This window comes from Bifidobacterium sp. N4G05 (genome assembly GCF_002742445.1).
GTDB lineage: Bacteria > Actinomycetota > Actinomycetes > Actinomycetales > Bifidobacteriaceae > Bifidobacterium > Bifidobacterium hominis.
In genome coordinates this window covers 16586-34151 of record NZ_NJNQ01000003.1, presented here as the reverse complement: position 1 = coordinate 34151, position 17566 = coordinate 16586, and the positions used below count along the sequence as shown (strand labels likewise).

General features: G+C 54.7%; 14 protein-coding genes, 1 pseudogene and 1 riboswitch. Of the genes and pseudogenes, 13 read left to right on the top strand and 2 right to left on the bottom strand.

All coding sequences use genetic code 11. The features are described 5' to 3' along the window. The first annotated feature begins 56 nt into the window (after positions 1 to 56). The 8 genes from CE153_RS03360 (at position 57) to CE153_RS03330 (ending at position 7340) form a co-directional block, all read left to right on the top strand. Positions 57 to 1403, top strand: a complete 1347-nt coding sequence (locus CE153_RS03360; protein ID WP_099595121.1) for a hypothetical protein — start codon at positions 57 to 59, stop codon at positions 1401 to 1403. 206 nt (positions 1404 to 1609) lie between these two features. Further along, entirely contained in the window at positions 1610 to 3673 is a 2064-nt protein-coding gene (locus tag CE153_RS03355) for a GmrSD restriction endonuclease domain-containing protein (protein WP_236824447.1), read from the top strand. A 102-nt stretch (positions 3674 to 3775) separates the two neighbouring features. Further along, the gene (locus CE153_RS08975) at positions 3776 to 4003 is read left to right on the top strand and encodes a hypothetical protein (RefSeq protein ID WP_236824446.1); all 228 of its coding nucleotides are present in this window, start codon (positions 3776 to 3778) and stop codon (positions 4001 to 4003) included. A 116-nt stretch (positions 4004 to 4119) separates the two neighbouring features. Then, entirely contained in the window at positions 4120 to 4248 is a 129-nt protein-coding gene (locus CE153_RS09090; protein ID WP_272896705.1) for a hypothetical protein, read from the top strand. Between the two features lie 109 nt (positions 4249 to 4357). Next, positions 4358 to 5017 carry a hypothetical protein gene (locus CE153_RS03345; RefSeq protein WP_180753385.1) on the top strand — a complete coding sequence of 220 codons (660 nt, stop codon included), beginning with the start codon at positions 4358 to 4360 and terminating at the stop codon, positions 5015 to 5017. A 16-nt stretch (positions 5018 to 5033) separates the two neighbouring features. Continuing rightward, positions 5034 to 5513, top strand: coding sequence for a D-aminoacyl-tRNA deacylase (gene dtd, locus CE153_RS03340; RefSeq protein ID WP_099595119.1), 480 nt, complete (start codon positions 5034 to 5036; stop codon positions 5511 to 5513). A gap of 53 nt (positions 5514 to 5566) precedes the next feature. After that, positions 5567 to 6559, top strand: coding sequence for a D-2-hydroxyacid dehydrogenase (locus CE153_RS03335; protein ID WP_099595118.1), 993 nt, complete (start codon positions 5567 to 5569; stop codon positions 6557 to 6559). A 55-nt stretch (positions 6560 to 6614) separates the two neighbouring features. Further along, a complete protein-coding gene (locus CE153_RS03330; protein WP_099595117.1) occupies positions 6615 to 7340 on the top strand; it encodes a potassium channel family protein in 726 nt (241 codons plus the stop codon). A 136-nt stretch (positions 7341 to 7476) separates the two neighbouring features. Here CE153_RS03330 and CE153_RS03325 read toward each other — a convergent pair whose 3' ends face one another. After that, positions 7477 to 8484, bottom strand: a complete 1008-nt coding sequence (locus CE153_RS03325; RefSeq protein WP_180753404.1) for a GmrSD restriction endonuclease domain-containing protein — start codon at positions 8482 to 8484, stop codon at positions 7477 to 7479. Between the two features lie 465 nt (positions 8485 to 8949). On the opposite strand from CE153_RS03325, the pseudogene CE153_RS09085 reads away from it, so the two are divergent. The 5 genes and pseudogenes from CE153_RS09085 to CE153_RS03300 form a co-directional block, all read left to right on the top strand. Then, positions 8950 to 9063: pseudogene (locus CE153_RS09085) on the top strand (C1 family peptidase); the annotation flags it as partial. A gap of 252 nt (positions 9064 to 9315) precedes the next feature. Beyond that, positions 9316 to 13035 carry a DEAD/DEAH box helicase gene (locus CE153_RS03315; protein ID WP_236824468.1) on the top strand — a complete coding sequence of 1240 codons (3720 nt, stop codon included), beginning with the start codon at positions 9316 to 9318 and terminating at the stop codon, positions 13033 to 13035. A 90-nt stretch (positions 13036 to 13125) separates the two neighbouring features. After that, positions 13126 to 13278, top strand: a riboswitch (FMN riboswitch). Continuing rightward, a complete protein-coding gene (locus CE153_RS03310) occupies positions 13263 to 13907 on the top strand; it encodes an ECF transporter S component (protein WP_154035195.1) in 645 nt (214 codons plus the stop codon). Its footprint overlaps the riboswitch before it by 16 nt. Positions 13908 to 13984: 77 nt before the next feature. Continuing rightward, on the top strand, positions 13985 to 16369 hold the full coding sequence (locus CE153_RS03305; RefSeq protein WP_099595113.1) for an energy-coupling factor transporter ATPase: 2385 nt from the start codon (positions 13985 to 13987) through the stop codon (positions 16367 to 16369). 71 nt (positions 16370 to 16440) lie between these two features. Beyond that, positions 16441 to 16746: a YhbY family RNA-binding protein gene (locus CE153_RS03300; RefSeq protein WP_022245108.1), complete on the top strand. Its 306-nt coding sequence runs from the start codon at positions 16441 to 16443 to the stop codon at positions 16744 to 16746. Positions 16747 to 16871: 125 nt separating this feature from the next. Here the strand turns inward: CE153_RS03300 and tenA are convergent, their stop codons facing one another. After that, on the bottom strand, positions 16872 to 17546 hold the full coding sequence (gene tenA / locus CE153_RS03295) for a thiaminase II (RefSeq protein ID WP_236824467.1): 675 nt from the start codon (positions 17544 to 17546) through the stop codon (positions 16872 to 16874). Positions 17547 to 17566 lie beyond the last annotated feature (20 nt).

Below are 17566 nucleotides of genomic sequence, written 5' to 3'. Positions count from 1 at the left end.
TGTGAGTATATACGATTGTTCATGAGTGAGTAATCAGCGCGAAGAGGAAGACCAAAATGGACAAGAAATTAGATTTGACGGAACCGATTATTGCATGGCTATTAAAACCTGATAGCAATTGTGCAGAAGTAGCAGCCATGTTGCGTGATACAGGGAAACGCTTCGAACTCACTGTTCCATTCAGAGACAATTTTGACAAATACCAGCAATGGTTTTTATCGAGTGGAATGGTTGTTCTCCACGATAAGCCCCTTGAGCCAGTGGAATTGCCGAACATAATTCGTACAGTATCGAATGGCAGGTTTTATACCCTTGTGGGATGTCGCGTGAGTGGTTCTGTATCTGCGGGAACTGGGACGGGAGTTGTCGTTCCGACATACGTAGTTTTCGGGAATAGTAAAACGAATTTCGGAAAAATACATGCGATGCGTTCTGGCATTCCAGGTTTGTCACCGTGGTCGGGAATTTCCTCACTTTCGCTTTCTCTTGGTGACGGTTCTTCAAAGAAAACTGAAGTGATTGCGGAACCGCGCAATGAGATCGTGGTCGATGCGTCAGTGGGATTGAAGCTGCGGCCTGGTTGCTCTGTAAAGACTTCTTTGAGGAGAGATGAGGTTACTGCTCGACAAATGGTCTTCATCGAAACTAGGACAGATGAATTGCGGGATTGGACATGGCATTTGTTTTATCATCGCTCGTTGATGAACCTGCTTACTATTTCTGATTGGGTTCCAAGAACGTTTGCTGACTTGGAGGTTCTTCGGGACGAGGATTTCTACGAATTAGATGGGGAAAAGAGAGAGATGTGGCATCCTGTTTTGTCATATATGCCGCGAGTCGACCGTTCCCATTTTGAGAATCCTGAGTCTCAGTATCTCTTTTGCTTTTCCGACATCCGTGAAGAAGGAATTCGGAAATGGCTTGAACTAGTAGATAGATGTCAACAAGGAATGACTCTTCTTGCCTACGTGGCGAAGGAACAGGAACATCTTGCCCTTGAAACGTTGAATATGCTGACGGGGACCATGCTTGACTGCATTGGATGGTATGTCGTAAAGACAAAGAACCAGATAAAGCGTATGAAACGGAATTCCAAAACCGGTGAAATGCAATCTGCCGGTTTTTACCAAATGCTTGAGGCTGTACAAGAGGAATTAGGAGATGTCTTTCCATTTACTGATCCAGAAGATTGGAGAAGGAATATGAGAAAGGCATTCGTCGGAAATAAGCATGGCGATGCGGAAGGCGTAGATTTCCAAACAATGTATGACGTGACAATGCAATCATTGGTCATTGCGCGAATGTGGGTAGGTCTGCAATTAGGTGCTGACGGGAATACGTTGAAGGAACGTGTCTCTTCTGATGAAATTGGTAAGAGGGTTAGTCGGTTTATTGCATGGTAGTGCGCCGAGTCGGAAGCTGCTTTGTAGCATGCTTCTACGGACATCAAGTCAGGCTTCTTGCTTTGGAGAGAAGTGCATCTAATTGGACAGATACAACTAATTGGAGTATCCAAAGCTTTATAGTGTGACGATGGCAACTGTGGCCAATAAAAAGTCCAGTAAAACTCTTTTCGAGCAAGTAATCATTTAAGAGAGGGGAAAGCACCATGGACGCTGGCAAGAAAATCCTGCTGGACTTATTGACCGGTTCGCTTCGGTTCGTGGTTCCGGTGTATCAGCGCAGATACTCATGGGGCGAGGCGCAGTGCCGGCAATTGTGGTCCGACATTGTAACGGCTGGCAGGCACCCTGAGAGAACGCATTTCACCGGGTCGGTCGTATGGATGCAGGAAGGCGGCATCGGCCCGGACGGCGTCAGCCGATGCCAGCTTATTGACGGCCAGCAGCGTCTCACCTCGGTGACCCTGCTGCTTATTGCACTGGCCGAATATGCTCGAGAGCGCCCTGAAAACCTGCGATTCTCCGCAGACATGCTCATCGACCGTGGCTATCTTGTCGACAAGTATGCAACCGGCGAAGGCCGCTACAAGCTGACGCTTTCCGGCGACGATAGGGAAGTGTTGCACGGCATGTGCGACCATGTGGTCGCCCCTGATCGGCCGAACCATGCCAATACGGGTTCCCGGCTGGAAGCAAATCTTGATTTGTTCCGTTCTCTGGTCGCCGCAATCGATGATGCAAACGTGGTATGGAACGGTCTGCAGCGTCTCGAAGTCGTGTCTGTCACCTTGGACCAAGATCGTGACGAACCGCAACTGGTATTCGAATCAATGAATTCCACCGGGCTTGATCTGGAGACTTCCGACCTGGTACGCAACTACATGCTCATGGGTTGCTCCATGGCCGAGCAGAAAACCTTATACGAAGACTATTGGCTGCCTATGGAACGTGTTCTCGGCAACCTCTCATTCGATGTGTTCCTGCACGACTGGATGGTCGTTACATTGAAAAAGCCCGTGCTCAAAGGCCACGTCATGTACGCGGAATTCAAACGTTTCGCGGCCGACAGTTCCTTGCCGCGCATGGAACGCACGCGTAATCTTCTGGCGAACATGCTGGAATACGCCAAATACTATGCCGCTATCAAAGGCGTTGCCGCCGCTGGCAGCTGCGATATGAACGTGGACCGCCGTCTCGAATCAATTCAAAAACTGGGCAGCAAGGTTACGGACCCGTTGGTTATGTACATGTTCGCGGCATGGAAGCGTGATCGCGTAAGTTGTGATGGACTGCTGCGCATGCTTGCGGATCTTGAATCGTATCTGTTCCGCAGAATGATCTGCTCGGTATCCAGCAACGGATTGAACAAGCTCGTTCCGTCGCTGATCGTCAGACTTGATTCGGCTGAAGATGATTTGGCCGAAACCTTCGCCGCACTACTCATCACCGAAACCGCCAAAGCCACACGCATGCCTACGGACAGTGAATTCAGACAGGCGTTGCTCGGCGAGAACCTGTACCGGCCGGCCTGGCGATGCAAGTATCTGCTTGCCGGCATGGAGAACTATAACCACCCCAAGGATCCGCGGTCCTTCAGCGAATACACCATCGAACACATTATGCCGCAGAACGCCATGGCGCACGCCGAATGGCGCAATATGCTCGCAGACCTCGACCGATTCCCGCTATTGGCGAACAGTCTGGGTAATCTGACCCTGACCGCATACAATTCGGAGCTTTCCGACGGAACGTTCGAACAGAAGAAGAACCGTGCGGTCGGCGGATACGATAACGAATACCTATCCATTTCCGCGGAACTGCACGATGCTTCGCAATGGGATGAACAGAAGATCGCGCAGCGCGGAGCCAGACTTGCCGATCTCGCACTGCAGGTGTGGGTACGTCCCACGGCAGGGGAACAGGTTATGTGGACTTTGCGTAATCGGAACGCGCGCCAAGGGGAACGTGAACAGAATGCCGTTGATTTCGCCGATTTGTGCAAACGCGGAGTCCTCGCGGCCGGAGATGTGCTGGAAAGCCGGTATGCCGGCATAACCGCCACGGCAACCGTAACCGAAGACCACCGCATCCGCCTGTCCAATGGCGAGATATTCGACAGCCCATCCGGCGCATTCCGCCGCGCCAGAATGCTCGAAACCGGCGAGAATAAGCAGATCAACGGTTGGATAGTATGGAAAGTTGCGGACGGCAGAACCTTAGACGAACTGCGGCAAGTCAGCGGTAATATCTCGCTGCGGCGTAGTTTCTGAAATGGATTGTACGAATATGCCGCAACACGGGCTGATTTTGTCGACGTGTATGGCGATCCATCCGGCCGCAAAACAAACAGCGACACATGGACAAGTTTCGGCGTGGGTTCGGAAATCTGCCACCCAGATGGGACGCTGAATATCCGTGGCGGCTATATTACGGTCGACCTGTACTTCACCGACACGTTCCAGTACGCGAAGCTCTACACCATGAGGGATTCCATTGAACGGATACTGTCTGATCTTGGTGCGGTGAGTTGGGACGAGCCGGATGCCGACAAGAAAAACTGGCATCTTTGGGTGCGTCGTGATGTGGATTTTCTCCGGTGACATGACGGAAGCCTACCGGTGGATGACGGACGGGCTGCTCGCCATGCGCAATGTGTATGAGCTGCTCGGCTGATGTTTTGGCCATTTCGACTGCTGTGCGTTCAATGCTTCATACAATGAACGTAGTCATCCGAAAAGAGGCCGCCATGAAATATGGGATGAGAAAACCTAGCTGGAACATCTACGACGCCGAAACGAACGACATGGCCACGAAAATCTACAACAACCAATGCATGGTGAACTGACGGAAACGATTGTAGCCGGCGCCGCCTAGCATGCAATACGGGAAACGACGCCGGCCACAACGACCGGCCAAGACGGACGGAACACACGAAAAGGCGAATCAAACACAGCATGGGCAAGAACGGCACGCAACTAACAACGAAAAACGTGACGCCGGCGGTCACACCATGGGGTAAGAACCGTGTGAAGAACACCGAAACCGGCAAGCACGTGCTCATCATGCCGGGCATTGGATACACCGTAGACCGACCGCTGCTGTACTGGGCAGCGCAGGCGCTTGCGGCCAACGGATGGTTCGTGGACCGGCTCGACCTGAAACTGACGGAAAGTGTCGAGTTTCCGGAAATGATCGCCTGCATGGAACGCGTGGTCGACGAATGGCGCAAGGCGGCGCTCGAACATGCTGCCGAATCGGGTGAGGAGCCGCATTTGCTGGTTGTCACCAAATCGCTCTCCACACTCTCATATCCGCATTCCGCAAAACTAGGATTGCGCGTGGTGCTGCTCACCCCGGTACTCAATCCGCCGCCATTCGACAGGCACAAGTCGGTCATTCCCGCGCCGCTGCCGGGAACTGCCGGCAGCCCGATGCCGCTAATCTGCGCAGGTGACGCCGACCCATACTACGATGACGCCAAAGCGCATCTGCTCACCGACCATGTGCGCACGTACGCTGGTGCCAACCATTCCATCGAAGTGCCGGACGATTGGCAGACGTCGCTCGACTACCTGAAACAGGTCACGCAGGCCATCGTCGACTACGCCGGCTGAAAAAACGGGACGGAATATGCGCATCGTATTGCAGAAAGTCAGCGAAGGAACCGTCGACGTGGTCGACGAGACAAGCGGAGAAGTCGACACCACATTCGAACCACAGCATATAGGCATCGGCTATGTGCTGCTTGTCGGAGTGGAAGACACGGACGGAGCGAAGCAAATCGACTGGCTTGCCCGCAAAATCGCCAACCTGCGCGTCTTCGAAGACGAGAACGGCAAAATGAACCGTTCCATCCACGACGTGAACGGCAGTGTGCTGTCCATCTCCCAATTCACGCTATACGCGGACGTGCGCAAAGGCAACCGCCCAAGCTTCGTGAAAGCCGGAGCGCCCGCGCACGCCGAACAGACATGGCACGGATTCAACGACGCCCTGCGCTCACAAGGACTCGAAGTAAAAGAAGGACGATTCGGCTCCCACATGCGCGTGCGGCTCGCCAACGACGGTCCGGTCACCATCATCCTTGACACCGACGAACTCGGCGTCTGACCCAGAACCCAACGTGAAACCCTATATCCGACGATTGCCATAGGGTAAAACGCATGGGAATATGGAACGACCGCAAACTGATCGTCAACTGCCTGCCGTTGACCGAATCCGAACGTGCGCAATTCATACGTGCCGCGAAAGACATACCACAGGAATTCGTCGGCGATTCGACCCAACGGGGAAGCATGAGCTGGACCGCCGCAGTACCGGAGGAACTCAAAGCCAAAGCCACCGCGGTCATCGGCAACATCGCGCCCGAGGAATGCGCGCAATGCCCCAAGCTCGAATGGCTTCAAACTTGGAGCGCTGGCGTCGACAAATACCAGCGACCCGGCATCCTACAGCCCGGATCCATGCTCACCAATGCCACCGGAGCCTACGGACAAAGCGTCTCCGAACACATGTTCGCCATGATGTGGGCCATCATGAAGAACCTGCACATCTACGCGGCAAGCAACCCGAACGCCATGTGGCAGGACGCGGGCCGCGCCATCAGCCCCGACGGCAAAACGGCGCTCGTCATCGGAACCGGCGACATCGGATCACACTTCGCACGACTCTGCAAAAACGTCGGAATGACAACCATTGGCATTCGCCGTAATCCCGCCGTCGAAGCGCCGGGCATCGATTATATGGTCGGTTTCGATTCCCTCGACGACGTCCTGCAATACGCCGATGTGATCGCCATGTGCGTACCATCCACCCCGGCAACGCGCCATCTGCTCAGTGCGGAACGCATCGCATCTCTCAAACCTGACGCCATCATCATCAACGCGGGCCGCGGCAACGCCATTGAAAGCCAAGCGCTTGCCGACGCGCTCGCGGAAGGACGAATCCGTGGCGCCGCGCTCGATGTGACCGAACCGGAACCGCTGCCGGCCGACTCACCGCTGTGGTGCGAGCCGAAATGCCTCATCACCCCACATGTGGCGGGAGGCAACCATCTTGAGATCACCGAACGCAGTATCATCTCCATTGCATTAGGCAACGTCCGCTGCTACGCCAACGGTCAGTCGCTCGACAATCGCATGCCCATCAAAAGCTGACGGTCGCGCGTGCGGGGAGACCCGTATGATGGCAGTCGGGAAGAAAGGAAAGGGTATGACATTGAACAAATGGCGTCGTGCGACGGAATGGTTCATGACGGCATTGGCGTTGGTGTTCCTGTTCGCGTATTCGTGGGAAGTTCTGGCGAGGACGCATATCCTGTTGTGTGAAATGGTGATCAACATCATCTGGATGGTGTTCATCGCCGACTGCGTTGTTTCGATCCTGCTGGCAGAAGATAAGAAAACTTGGTTCAAAGACAATCTGCTGATGCTGGTGTCCATCGCATTGCCCGTCTTCAGACCGTTGAGACTGCTGCGTCTGGTGGCAGTGCTCGACGTGCTCAATCGTACCGGTGGCATGGCGGTGCGTGGGCGCATCACACTGTACACATGCTGCAGCGTGACACTACTGATGTATATCGGCGCCCTTGCCGAATTGGATGTGGAACGTGGGGTTCCAGGCGCTTCCATCACCGATTTCGGTGAAGCGATATGGTGGTCGTTCGTGACCGTCACCACAGTCGGTTATGGCGATTTGTCCCCAGTGACATGGCAAGGAAGATGCATCGCCATCGGACTGATGATAACCGGCGTTGCCCTGATTGGCATCGTCACCGCGACGCTGGCTTCATGGATCGTCGACCGTGTTCGTGACGAGACCGACAAGCGCGCGGATGAGGCGGAATCGGAAACGGAACAGTTGCGCCACAATGTGCGGGAACTGACGGACACCGTCAACCAGTTGCGCGATGATATCGCGCAACTGCGCAGGTTATAGCGGTTCTCATGCCTGCACCGCGGAAATACGGAAAATGCTGAGGTATAGGAAAAGCGCCAGATGATAATCCGGCGCTTTTCCTATGCCTCAGCACCATACGTCTCGCAACCGGAAAGGCGGAGACACTGTATTGGATTTATTCGCAGGCGACTCCGTCATGGTCGCGGTCCAGTTGTGAACGGTAGCCCGGCTGACCCTGGTAGATAGGCGCGGCGCCAGCGGCTCGTGCCGCGGTACAGTTCTGGTAGTAGACATCCTGCTGTGGCGCTGGCTGGGGCGCGGGAGCTGGAGCTGGAGCCGGAGCGGGTTCGGGCACAGGTGCCTGTGTCGTTTGCTGATTCTGCTGGGCCTGCTCAGCTGATTGTTCGGTCTGCTGTTCGGTCTGCTGTTCGGTCTGCTGTTCGGTCTGCGTCTGTTCTGTCTGCTCGGATTCGGTGGTCTTCTCGGCGGTGGAATCCTTGACTCCCGTGTAATCGGGCACGGTCTGCGTCGGGCAGGAGGACAATACCTTGGATATGGCCTCTTTCTCGGCCTGTGTGATCCACAGCGAATATTTGTGCTTCACACCAATCTGACGTGCCACATATTCGCAACGGAAACTTTTGTTGGACGGCAACCACGTGGCCGCATCGCCATCCGACTTCTTCTGGTTGGCCTTTCCCTGTACCGCCAGCAGATTATACGGATCATTCGCCAGTTCGGTACGCTTCGTCTGGCTGAGTTTCTGCGCGCCCTTCTGCCATGCGTCGCTCAACGCCACCACATGGTCGATCTGTACCGCTGTGGAGGTCTTCCATCCCTTCTTGAACGCGATGTCCTTGCCGGTATACGGATCATGCAGTTGGCCGGATTTCACCACGCAATCGTGCGTACGCACCTTATGCTTCACGTCAGTCAGATCACGGTTGAGGATGTCGTTGCGCGTATCGCAACCGTTGCGATCTACATCGGCCCATGCCTTGCCGAATTGCGTGCGCTTATACCCCGTCTTCGGGGCACGGCCTTTGACCTCCAACGAATCCAGCGCTTGAGTGGCGCTCTGGCCGGCACCGGTATTATCGGTCGGTTCCACGGCCAACGCGGATCCAGCCGATAAGCCGACAACCAACCCCACGGCCAGCAATCCGGACAATACGGACATCATCGGATTGTGACGACGCATGATATGCTCCTTATCTCCAAACTCTCACACGCTATCAGCGTACCCGCAAATCGAAGTCAAATCACTTATATGTGGCAGATTTCCCATTCCGCCTGATGTCATTTCGCTTATATGTGGCAGATGCTTTTGGGGAAAACCGTACAAGGGGGTATTTTCCCGAGGTTATGGAGGTGCTGGCGTGGAAGAAAGTGCCACATATAAGCGAAATGGTTTTTCGCAAGTGGCTGAATCTGCCACATATAAGCGAAATGGAATTGGGACAGGACGAAATGGGGGCTGAAACGTGCCTTTCTGTCAAGGCATACGGCGAATATCGGCGATATAACAAACAGTAGCAAGGCAATCAAATCGGAACGTCTCATGCAATACGCCAAGGACTTCAACGCAGACCGCGCCAATCTCGTGGCGGCCAACGCGGCGGTATCTGCGGGCGTGCTAGAAGCTGCCACTGATTTTGATTTCGACAAGGCGCACGGCCTCGAATACGGCGACAGCCCGAGCAACCATGCCATGACCATTACCGGCGTAAACCTTGATGAACAAGGCAAGCCGAACCGGTGGAACTCGATCCATGGCAGCCGCTCACCAAGCGTTGCCGCTGATATAACCTGTATGGAGCGAAGCCGTGGCTGGGATTGCAGCCACAGCTTTCCTGTTCCGCTGTGCTGATACTCTTTCATAAGAACAAATGTGCGAACGATTGGGGTTCAGTTGGCGGATACTTTGTCATGGCTTTCCGACGAACTACGCAGCGAATGCAGTCAGCCTGTATTGCAGCGTGCCCGTGGAATCGCCAACCAGTGGCGTGCGAAAATGTCGGATCTGCATTGCCTGAACGACTCCGATTCCGATCGCATCACCCTGCATGCCAATATGCGGGGCACCACCTCACCGTCCAGCCGATACGAAGTGCAGGCCACGCTCGATTTGCATGATGAGCTTTTCTTGGCCAGGTATTGCTCGTGCCCGGCGTTCAACGGTTCGCAGCGCGGTTATGGCACGTATTCGTCGGCATATTCGCCCAGCTACCGCAACAATCCAAATTATCGCAGTTTCGACGATGATGACGATGAATACGATTACGTCGACGATTATGATGATTTCGAGTCAGGATCGACGTTCGGTCATGTGCAGGACGATGACGAGTTCGATTCGGAGCCGGCTGGGAGGCGCCGCTATACGGGCATGTGCAAGCATGTTGCCGCAATGCTGCTGCTGTTTCTTGACCAGCCCGAACGGTTCCGCGGATTCAAGCAAAGTGGCGTGACTTCGCCTATCCTCTCCGACTACATGCGTGCGCTGAATGCGAAGAATGACAATACCGGTCAAAGCGCGCAGCTTGACGTGCTCAAGCGCATCGTCGACGCGAAAAGCCGTCTCGCCGACGAACAACGAGGCGCCATTACGCAAGGGGCCACGAAAACAAAACGCAAGAGCGGTTCCATCATAGTGAAACCGGGAAGCGTATGTCTGAAGCCCACGCTGATCATGAACCGTGAGCTGTGGAGCCTGACGTTGAAAATCGGCTGCGGCGACGCAAGTTATATCATCAAAAGCATTTCCAAATTCGTAGCCGACATGCACAACGGGGCATACGTGTCATACGGGCAGAAACTCTCGTTCACCCACACTCCGGACATGCTCGAACCGTTCTCGCTGCAGCTGTTCCGATTCCTGCAAGGTGTTGTCGGATCACGTGTCGCTGCACAGCTGCAGAACAACTACTATTACGCGCCAGACGTGCGTATCGAACGTGAAATCATGCTTACCGATGGGGAATTGTGCGATCTGCTGAACCTGTTCGGAGCGGAATCGCAACAGGACTACATCGAAGACGTGCTGATAGCACGTGGGCCGGTGGAAGCTCCCAAGCATGAGGAACGTGAGAGGGCGCGGCAGCTCACTCCGGATGATTTCGCCCATACAGATGACACCGCTCCGGACTATGTCGAAGTGACCACGCCAGGGGAACCCAAATCGCATGCTATCGCCATATTCGATGGCAATCCGCAATTTCGGTTCATCGCCGAATATGTGAAGGAAGGCGCTTCGTCGGGCGTGCGTATCACGTCGAACCGTACCATCACGGATCGGATTGTCGGGCAGCGGGGTGTATATCTCATGAGTGCCGAACATAACGGCACTCCGACGGATTCCCATATGATGCCAGTGAGCGGACTCTTCCGTTGCGCCGACAGCATCCTTCCCGCAGTGGACGCGTTGATGACATTGTGCGCGTCGAACGTTAGCGATGGTGTGTTCATCGCGGAAAACGACTGGCCCATGTTCGCACGAACAATACTGCCAAAACTTACCGAAGCGGGCATTGGTTTCGATATTCCGCAGGAAGTCGCTGAACGGATGGGAGTCGACTGCCAGATCGAATTCTACTTGGACCGTGATCTGCAGGGCATCACCTGTGAGGCTGTGGCACGATACGGCGATTTCGTGTTCCAGTTGGTGCCGACCGCTAAAGCACTACGAGGCGTGATTAATCCGGATTCGCGGTCGAAAGCGGCGCTCATCAAACGAGATACGGCTCGCGAATCATTCGTGGTGCAGGTGGTTCGCCAGCTTTTCCCGACATGGAGTTCCATCGACATGGCGCGGATTCGCGAGGAAGATGAACAGACGATTCTGCTCTTGCTTACCGAGGGCGTGGATATCTTGCGCTCGGTCGGGCAGGCGTTCTCCACGGCCGCGTTCGACGGCATGATGATGCCAAGCAGCCCTACAGTGAAGGTTGGACTGTCCATTGACTCGAATCTGGTTGAGATCTCGCCGATAGCCAACGAAGTGCCGATGAACGAGGTCGGTGCGTTGCTGAATTCCTACCGTAGGAACCGCCGCTATCATCGATTCAAGGATGGTACGTTCGTTGATCTGAAGAATGCCGATCTGCATGAACTTGACCAGATTGCCGCAGATTTTGACCTTAATGAGAAACAGCTTGATTCCGGAAGAATCACCATTCCCGGATATCAGGCGTTCCTCTTGGACGCTCAAGTTGATGACGACGGCAAAAGCGAATCATTCGTCGACTATGTCAACGATGTGAAAATCATCGACCCGAAACGATACGAAGTGCCCAGCAACCTCAAAAACGTACTGCGCCCATACCAGGTGGAAGGCTTCCAATGGCTTTCCACCTTGTGGGACAAAGGCTTCGGTGGCATTCTCGCCGACGAAATGGGTTTGGGTAAATCCGTGCAATTGCTGTCACTGGTGGAAGCTCGCAAGGGGAGCGGCCCAGCGTTGATTGTCTGCCCGGCATCCCTGGTATACAACTGGGCCGCCGAATGCGAGAAGTTCACGCAGGATCTCACCATCGAAGTCGTGGCAGGCACGAAAGCACAACGTCGCAAACTCATCGCAACCGTGGCGCAGCAATGGAAGAACCCCTCGGAATCCAACGATATGCAGCGTACCGATGTGGTGATCACCTCATACGATTTATTGCGCCGCGACGTGGATGATTACGCCGCCTGCCGATTCGCATTGATGGCGCTCGACGAGGCGCAATACATCAAAAACCATGCCACGAAGTTGGCGAAAGCCGTCAAACAGATCACCGCCGAACACCGGTTCGCATTGACGGGAACCCCCATCGAAAACCGGTTGAGCGAACTGTGGAGCATCTTCGACTTCCTCATGCCCGGATTGCTGGGAACCTACACGAAGTTCCGAGAAAAATACGAACAGCCGATCATGGCACCCGGTTCTGAACATTCCGTCATGGCCGACAAACTGCAGGCTTTGGTCGGACTGTTCATTAAGCGACGTCTGAAAAAAGACGTGCTTACCGATTTGCCTGACAAGTTCGAAAACGTGCTCACCGTCAAATTGGAAGGCGAACAGCGCAAACTCTATGCGGCACATGAGCAACGGTTGCGCGCCACCCTTACCAAAACCAAGGACGCCGACTTCAATACGAAGAAGATTCGAATCCTTGCGGAATTCACACTGTTGCGCGAAATCTGTTGCGATCCGAGACTCGTCTATGCGGATGCGAAAAACGCTTCCGCCAAACTTGACGCCATCTGCGAACTCGTATCCACGTGCATGGACGAAGGCAGGAAGGTTCTCGTATTCTCGCAGTTCACTTCATTCCTTGACCTGATTGGTGCACGTTTGGCTGAACAGGGCGTGGATTTCTACACCATCACCGGCGAGACACCGAAGAAACGCCGTGTGGAACTGGTGGACGAATTCAATGGCAACGATGTTCCCGTGTTCCTCATCTCGCTCAAAGCGGGCAATACGGGGCTGAACCTTGTGGGCGCATCCGTAGTGGTGCACGCCGACCCGTGGTGGAACGCGGCCGCGCAGAACCAGGCCACCGATCGTGCGCATCGTATCGGCCAGACGCAGGATGTGAACGTGTACCAGATCGTAGCCAAAGACACCATCGAGGAACGCATCCTCAAACTTCAGGAAAAGAAAAGCGAACTCGCCCAGCAGTTCACCGACGGCACCGCATCCGGAGGCGTCGGCACACTCAGCAAGGACGACTTGCTCGGCCTGTTGTCGTGACGTGCGGTCGGAGGAATCTTGCGTTCCAAATCGCAAGATAAAAACGGAACATAGGTTGCGAATATCGCATGGTGGGCGTATATATTGTCGTGCAAGTTTCAGGGAAGGTGAAAATCCTTACTGGCGGTAACGGTACGACTGACGTTCATAACAGTCCCATGCCGAAGCCCGCGACCCGCGAAAGCGGCTGATCCGGTGAGAATCCGGGGCCAACGGTTAAAGTCCGGATGGAAGAAACGGGGCTCAACATGAGTGTATCCTCACCAAATAATACCCAAAACAACACCGCCGAAATCGCCAGCGAAAGCATGACGCGTCCCGACAACGCGCATTCCACAGGCGTGGCCGATTCCGGACGCTGGTCCACCAAACGCATCGCCATGTATGCGCTGTTCGTGGCGCTGTCGATGGCCGTCAGCTTCGTGGACTTTCCCATCATGCCAGGCGTGGAATGGCTGAAATATGATCCGTCCGGCATTGTCAGCCTGGTAGCAGGTTTCGCCTACGGTCCAGCAGCGGCGGCAATCGTCAGCGTGCTCGGTTTCCTGCCGCACCTGTTCACCAACCCATGGGGCACGCTTATGGCCGTACTCGTGGCTTTGGCGCTATCCGTGCCGGCAGCACTGATCTACCGCAGGAACAAGACCCGCAAGGGCGCGGTCATCGGCATCATCGTCGGTGCTATCGTGGCTTTGGTGGTGGCGATTGTGGGCAACCTGATCGTCACGCCGTTCTACGCGCACATGACCACCGCACAGGTCGTGGCATTGATCGTGCCGGCGCTTTTGCCGTTCAACGCGTTGAAATTCACCATCCATGGCGTGATCACCTTCCTGATCTACAAGCCGATCTCCAACCTGTTGAACCGCTGAGCCTCGTTCACCATATCGATTCCGCATATTGATGAATAGGAAGGAACCTTTCGACGTATGGAAGGTTCCTTCCGTTTATGAAAGACGATTCCATGAATCCTGATAGCGACACGAACATCGTTGCGGTCGAATTGCGTGATATTCGTTTCACGTATGACGCCGGCGCGACCTGGGCGCTCGACGGTGTGAACCTGACCATCCGCCAAGGAGAACGTGTATGCTTGGCAGGCCCAAACGGGTCAGGAAAATCCACACTTTCACGCATCATCGCAGGACTTGCCGCACCCGATGCCGGATATGCCACGCTGTTGGGAAACAACGTATTCGATGACGCCGGCGCGCACGCTGATGCTTACCGCAGCGCCCGGCATGGTATCGGGGCGGTTTTCCAACATCCGGAAGATCAGATCGTCACCACCATCACCGAGGATGATGTTGCCTTCGGTCCGGAAAACCTCGCCATTGCGCATGATGATATCGATATGCGCATCGCCATGTCACTTGACGCAGTCGACATGAGCGGACAACGAGAAGACGATCCCACGCGAATGAGCGGAGGCCAACAGCAGCGCGTCGCCATCGCTGGCATGCTTGCCATGAATCCTGAAATCCTCGTGCTCGACGAGCCTACCGCCATGCTCGATCCGCAAGGCCGTGCCGACATCATGCATATTCTTGACGAATTGCAGCAGCACGGCACAACCATCATTCTCGTCACCCACCATCGTGACGAATTCGTCAATGCCGACCGCATCATTCACCTGGATAATGGGCGTATCGTGCAAAGCGCTCACGGTGATACTGCAAGTATTCCGGAAATGGACGAATCAGACACGGCGCAAGAAGACAACCCAATTGCCAAATCCAATATCGCAAATGGCGCATCAAAGCCAGCATCGGCTGTACCAATCATTGAAATCCGTAATCTGACATACCAATATCCAAACAGTAACAAGCCTGTGCTCGATAAGCTTTCCATAACCATCAATGCGGGCGAAACCGTGGCCATCACAGGGCATAACGGTGCAGGCAAAACCACCCTCGCGCGTCTTCTCTGCGCGCTTGACCAGCCGCAATCCGGCAACATCACCATCAATACCATTCCCGTCGCACGCCAACGCACCAACGGCAATATGCAGTCGCTCAAACGTGCGGACCGTGAGAAACTGCACGCCACCATCGGCTACGTCATGCAACATCCTGAACGTCAGCTTTTCGCCGAAACCGTAGCCGAGGATATCGCCTACGGACCACGCAACCAACATCTTGACGAAACGCAGGTATCCGAACGCGTCAATCAAGCCATGACGCTGCTGCATATCGAGCATCTTGCCGATCGTTCGCCATTCGACCTTTCCGGCGGACAACAACGACTTGCCGCCATAGCGGGCGTCATCGCATGCCAACCGCAGATCCTTATTATGGACGAGCCGACCGCAGGACTTGACGAGGCGGCTACAACCCGCGTGCACGATCTCATCCAAACCCTCCACGCACAAGGCGTCACCGTACTCATCATTTCCCATTCACAAACGGAAATCGACGTGCTCGCAGATCGAGTGATTGCGCTTGATCGCAGACAAAACGGTAATGTCACTACTCGAAATATCGAAGCCAATGGCACTTCCGAAACGGCAGGTTCGAAGAATCCGCACGCGATTGACTCCGGACGTGCAAAGGGAGACGTCCGTGAAAACCGCAGTTTTATGGAACGGCTTGACCCGCGCGTGAAGATGGTGAGTGCGTTGGCGATCATGTTCTCCGCGTTCGCCATCAGATCCTTCTGGCAGTTGCTTGTGGCCGCACTGCTGACCGGCATGATCGTTGCGATATCAGGCATCGGCGTGAAACAACTGTTCAAATCGGTTCACGTGTTCCTCGCATTGTTCGTGTTCTGCGGACTGCTCAATATATTCTTCGTCCGATCCGGCAACGTTCTTACGAACATCGGGCCGATTCCAATCACCGACGACGGTGTGCGTATCGCCATACTGTACGCCTGCAGATTCGTCGTGGTCATTATCGTCGGAGCGGTATTCCTTGCCACCACCACGCCCACGGCCATCACCGACGCATTCGAAGCGTTGCTCAAACCTTTCGCAAAATTAGGCATGCATGCGCAGGAGATCGCGTTGGTGATGAGCCTCGCATTGCGGTTCCTGCCCACGTTAGGAAGCGAAGCGAAAGCCATTGTGGATGCGCAATCAGTCCGAGGCGGCAGCATTGAAACGGGAACATTCGTGCAGCGGATCAAAGCGATGACCGCCATTATCATTCCGGTATTCGCAGGAGCGATACGCCATGCCGATAATCTCAGCCTTGCACTCGACGCACGATGTTACGAGGAAGGCATCATGCGCACGCACTGGCGAATCATGCGGATCGCCAAACGTGACATCGCCGTAGTCGGTGTGGGTGTGTCATACATTGCCGCGTTGGCTCTGATCGCTGGACTAAACTGAAGGCAGTCGGCGGATTTTACCGTCCTCACGCTACTCTTGAGCAAGCATCACAGATAAGAATGGAATTAGTTATGGCATTAACCAAGAAGCAGGTCAAGCAGTTGCGCGGCCTGGCCACCAAGCTCAATCCGCTCATCCAGGTCGGCAAGAACGATTTGAGCGAAAACGCCATCAAGCAGGCGGACGAGACCATCGAAAAGCGTGAGCTCATCAAATGCTCTGTGCTCGACGGATCCGGACTGACGGCTAAGGAAGCAGGCGAGGGATTGGCTGAAGAACTGAACGCGGAACTCGTGCAGGTTATCGGCAACCGTTTCGTGCTCTATCGCCGCTCCCACCGCGATGACGTGGAGCATATTCGTCTCGTACGCGAATAAAGCGGGAAACTGACGCGACCAAACATAACAGGGCGGGTGCTTTCTGAAAACCAATCAGAAGGCATCCGCCCTATTGCAATGAAAATAAACAATCGGAAGTCAAGAAGACATGCGATGGAGCGGTGTCAGCGCTCCTGATTCCATTCGGACTTCCACGTGTACTGCATGTCGTACGCGCTGGCCCAGAACATGTACTCGTTCTCCACGCCGGTCACGAAAATGTCAATCAGCTCGCGCTTGCGCTCCTCGCTCGCGTCGGCTACCAGCTTTTCGATATGATCGAGCAGCCATACGGAATCCTGCCAGAATTCGTCGGTCTTATACATGTCGACCCAGCTTTTGTACGGATTGTCGTCAAGCGTGTCGGCAAACTCGGCGGCAAGACGGTAGCCATAATCCGCATACACCCAGGCGCACGGCAGCACGGCCACAAGAATGTCGAGAATGTCCTTGCCGTAGGCGATGGAAAGGATATTCGACGTGTAGGCGCGCGCGAAGGCCGACTGACGTACATTGTTCATCTGCTCTTCGGTGATGCCATAGCTGGCCAAGTAGGAACGGTGCACTTCGGTCTCCACCTGCAGGGCGCCGTTTTGCACCTTGAGCATGAACGCCATGATTTCAGGGTCGGTGGTTTTAGCCAATCCCAGAGCGTGCACTCTGGCGTAATCGTTCACATAACGAAAATCCTGCAGCAGATAGAAGGCGAAACGTTCGCGTTGCAGTGTACCTTCGCCAAGCTCGCGGATGAACGGCTGCTGGTAGCCTTCCTCCCAAACCAGGTCAGCGGCCTTGCGCATGCGCTGCGCGAACGGCGGAA

Coding starts and splice junctions, on each gene's coding strand:
- CE153_RS03360 (WP_099595121.1), top strand. CDS start 57: ATGGACAAGAAATTAGATTTGACGGAACCGATTATTGCATGGCTATTA.
- CE153_RS03355 (WP_236824447.1), top strand. CDS start 1,610: ATGGACGCTGGCAAGAAAATCCTGCTGGACTTATTGACCGGTTCGCTT.
- CE153_RS09090 (WP_272896705.1), top strand. CDS start 4,120: ATGAACGTAGTCATCCGAAAAGAGGCCGCCATGAAATATGGGATGAGA.
- CE153_RS03345 (WP_180753385.1), top strand. CDS start 4,358: ATGGGCAAGAACGGCACGCAACTAACAACGAAAAACGTGACGCCGGCG.
- dtd (WP_099595119.1), top strand. CDS start 5,034: ATGCGCATCGTATTGCAGAAAGTCAGCGAAGGAACCGTCGACGTGGTC.
- CE153_RS03335 (WP_099595118.1), top strand. CDS start 5,567: ATGGGAATATGGAACGACCGCAAACTGATCGTCAACTGCCTGCCGTTG.
- CE153_RS03330 (WP_099595117.1), top strand. CDS start 6,615: ATGACATTGAACAAATGGCGTCGTGCGACGGAATGGTTCATGACGGCA.
- CE153_RS03325 (WP_180753404.1), bottom strand. CDS start 8,484: ATGATGTCCGTATTGTCCGGATTGCTGGCCGTGGGGTTGGTTGTCGGC.
- CE153_RS03315 (WP_236824468.1), top strand. CDS start 9,316: ATGTCGGATCTGCATTGCCTGAACGACTCCGATTCCGATCGCATCACC.
- CE153_RS03310 (WP_154035195.1), top strand. CDS start 13,263: ATGGAAGAAACGGGGCTCAACATGAGTGTATCCTCACCAAATAATACC.
- CE153_RS03305 (WP_099595113.1), top strand. CDS start 13,985: ATGAAAGACGATTCCATGAATCCTGATAGCGACACGAACATCGTTGCG.
- CE153_RS03300 (WP_022245108.1), top strand. CDS start 16,441: ATGGCATTAACCAAGAAGCAGGTCAAGCAGTTGCGCGGCCTGGCCACC.
- tenA (WP_236824467.1), bottom strand. CDS start 17,546: ATGCGCAAGGCCGCTGACCTGGTTTGGGAGGAAGGCTACCAGCAGCCG.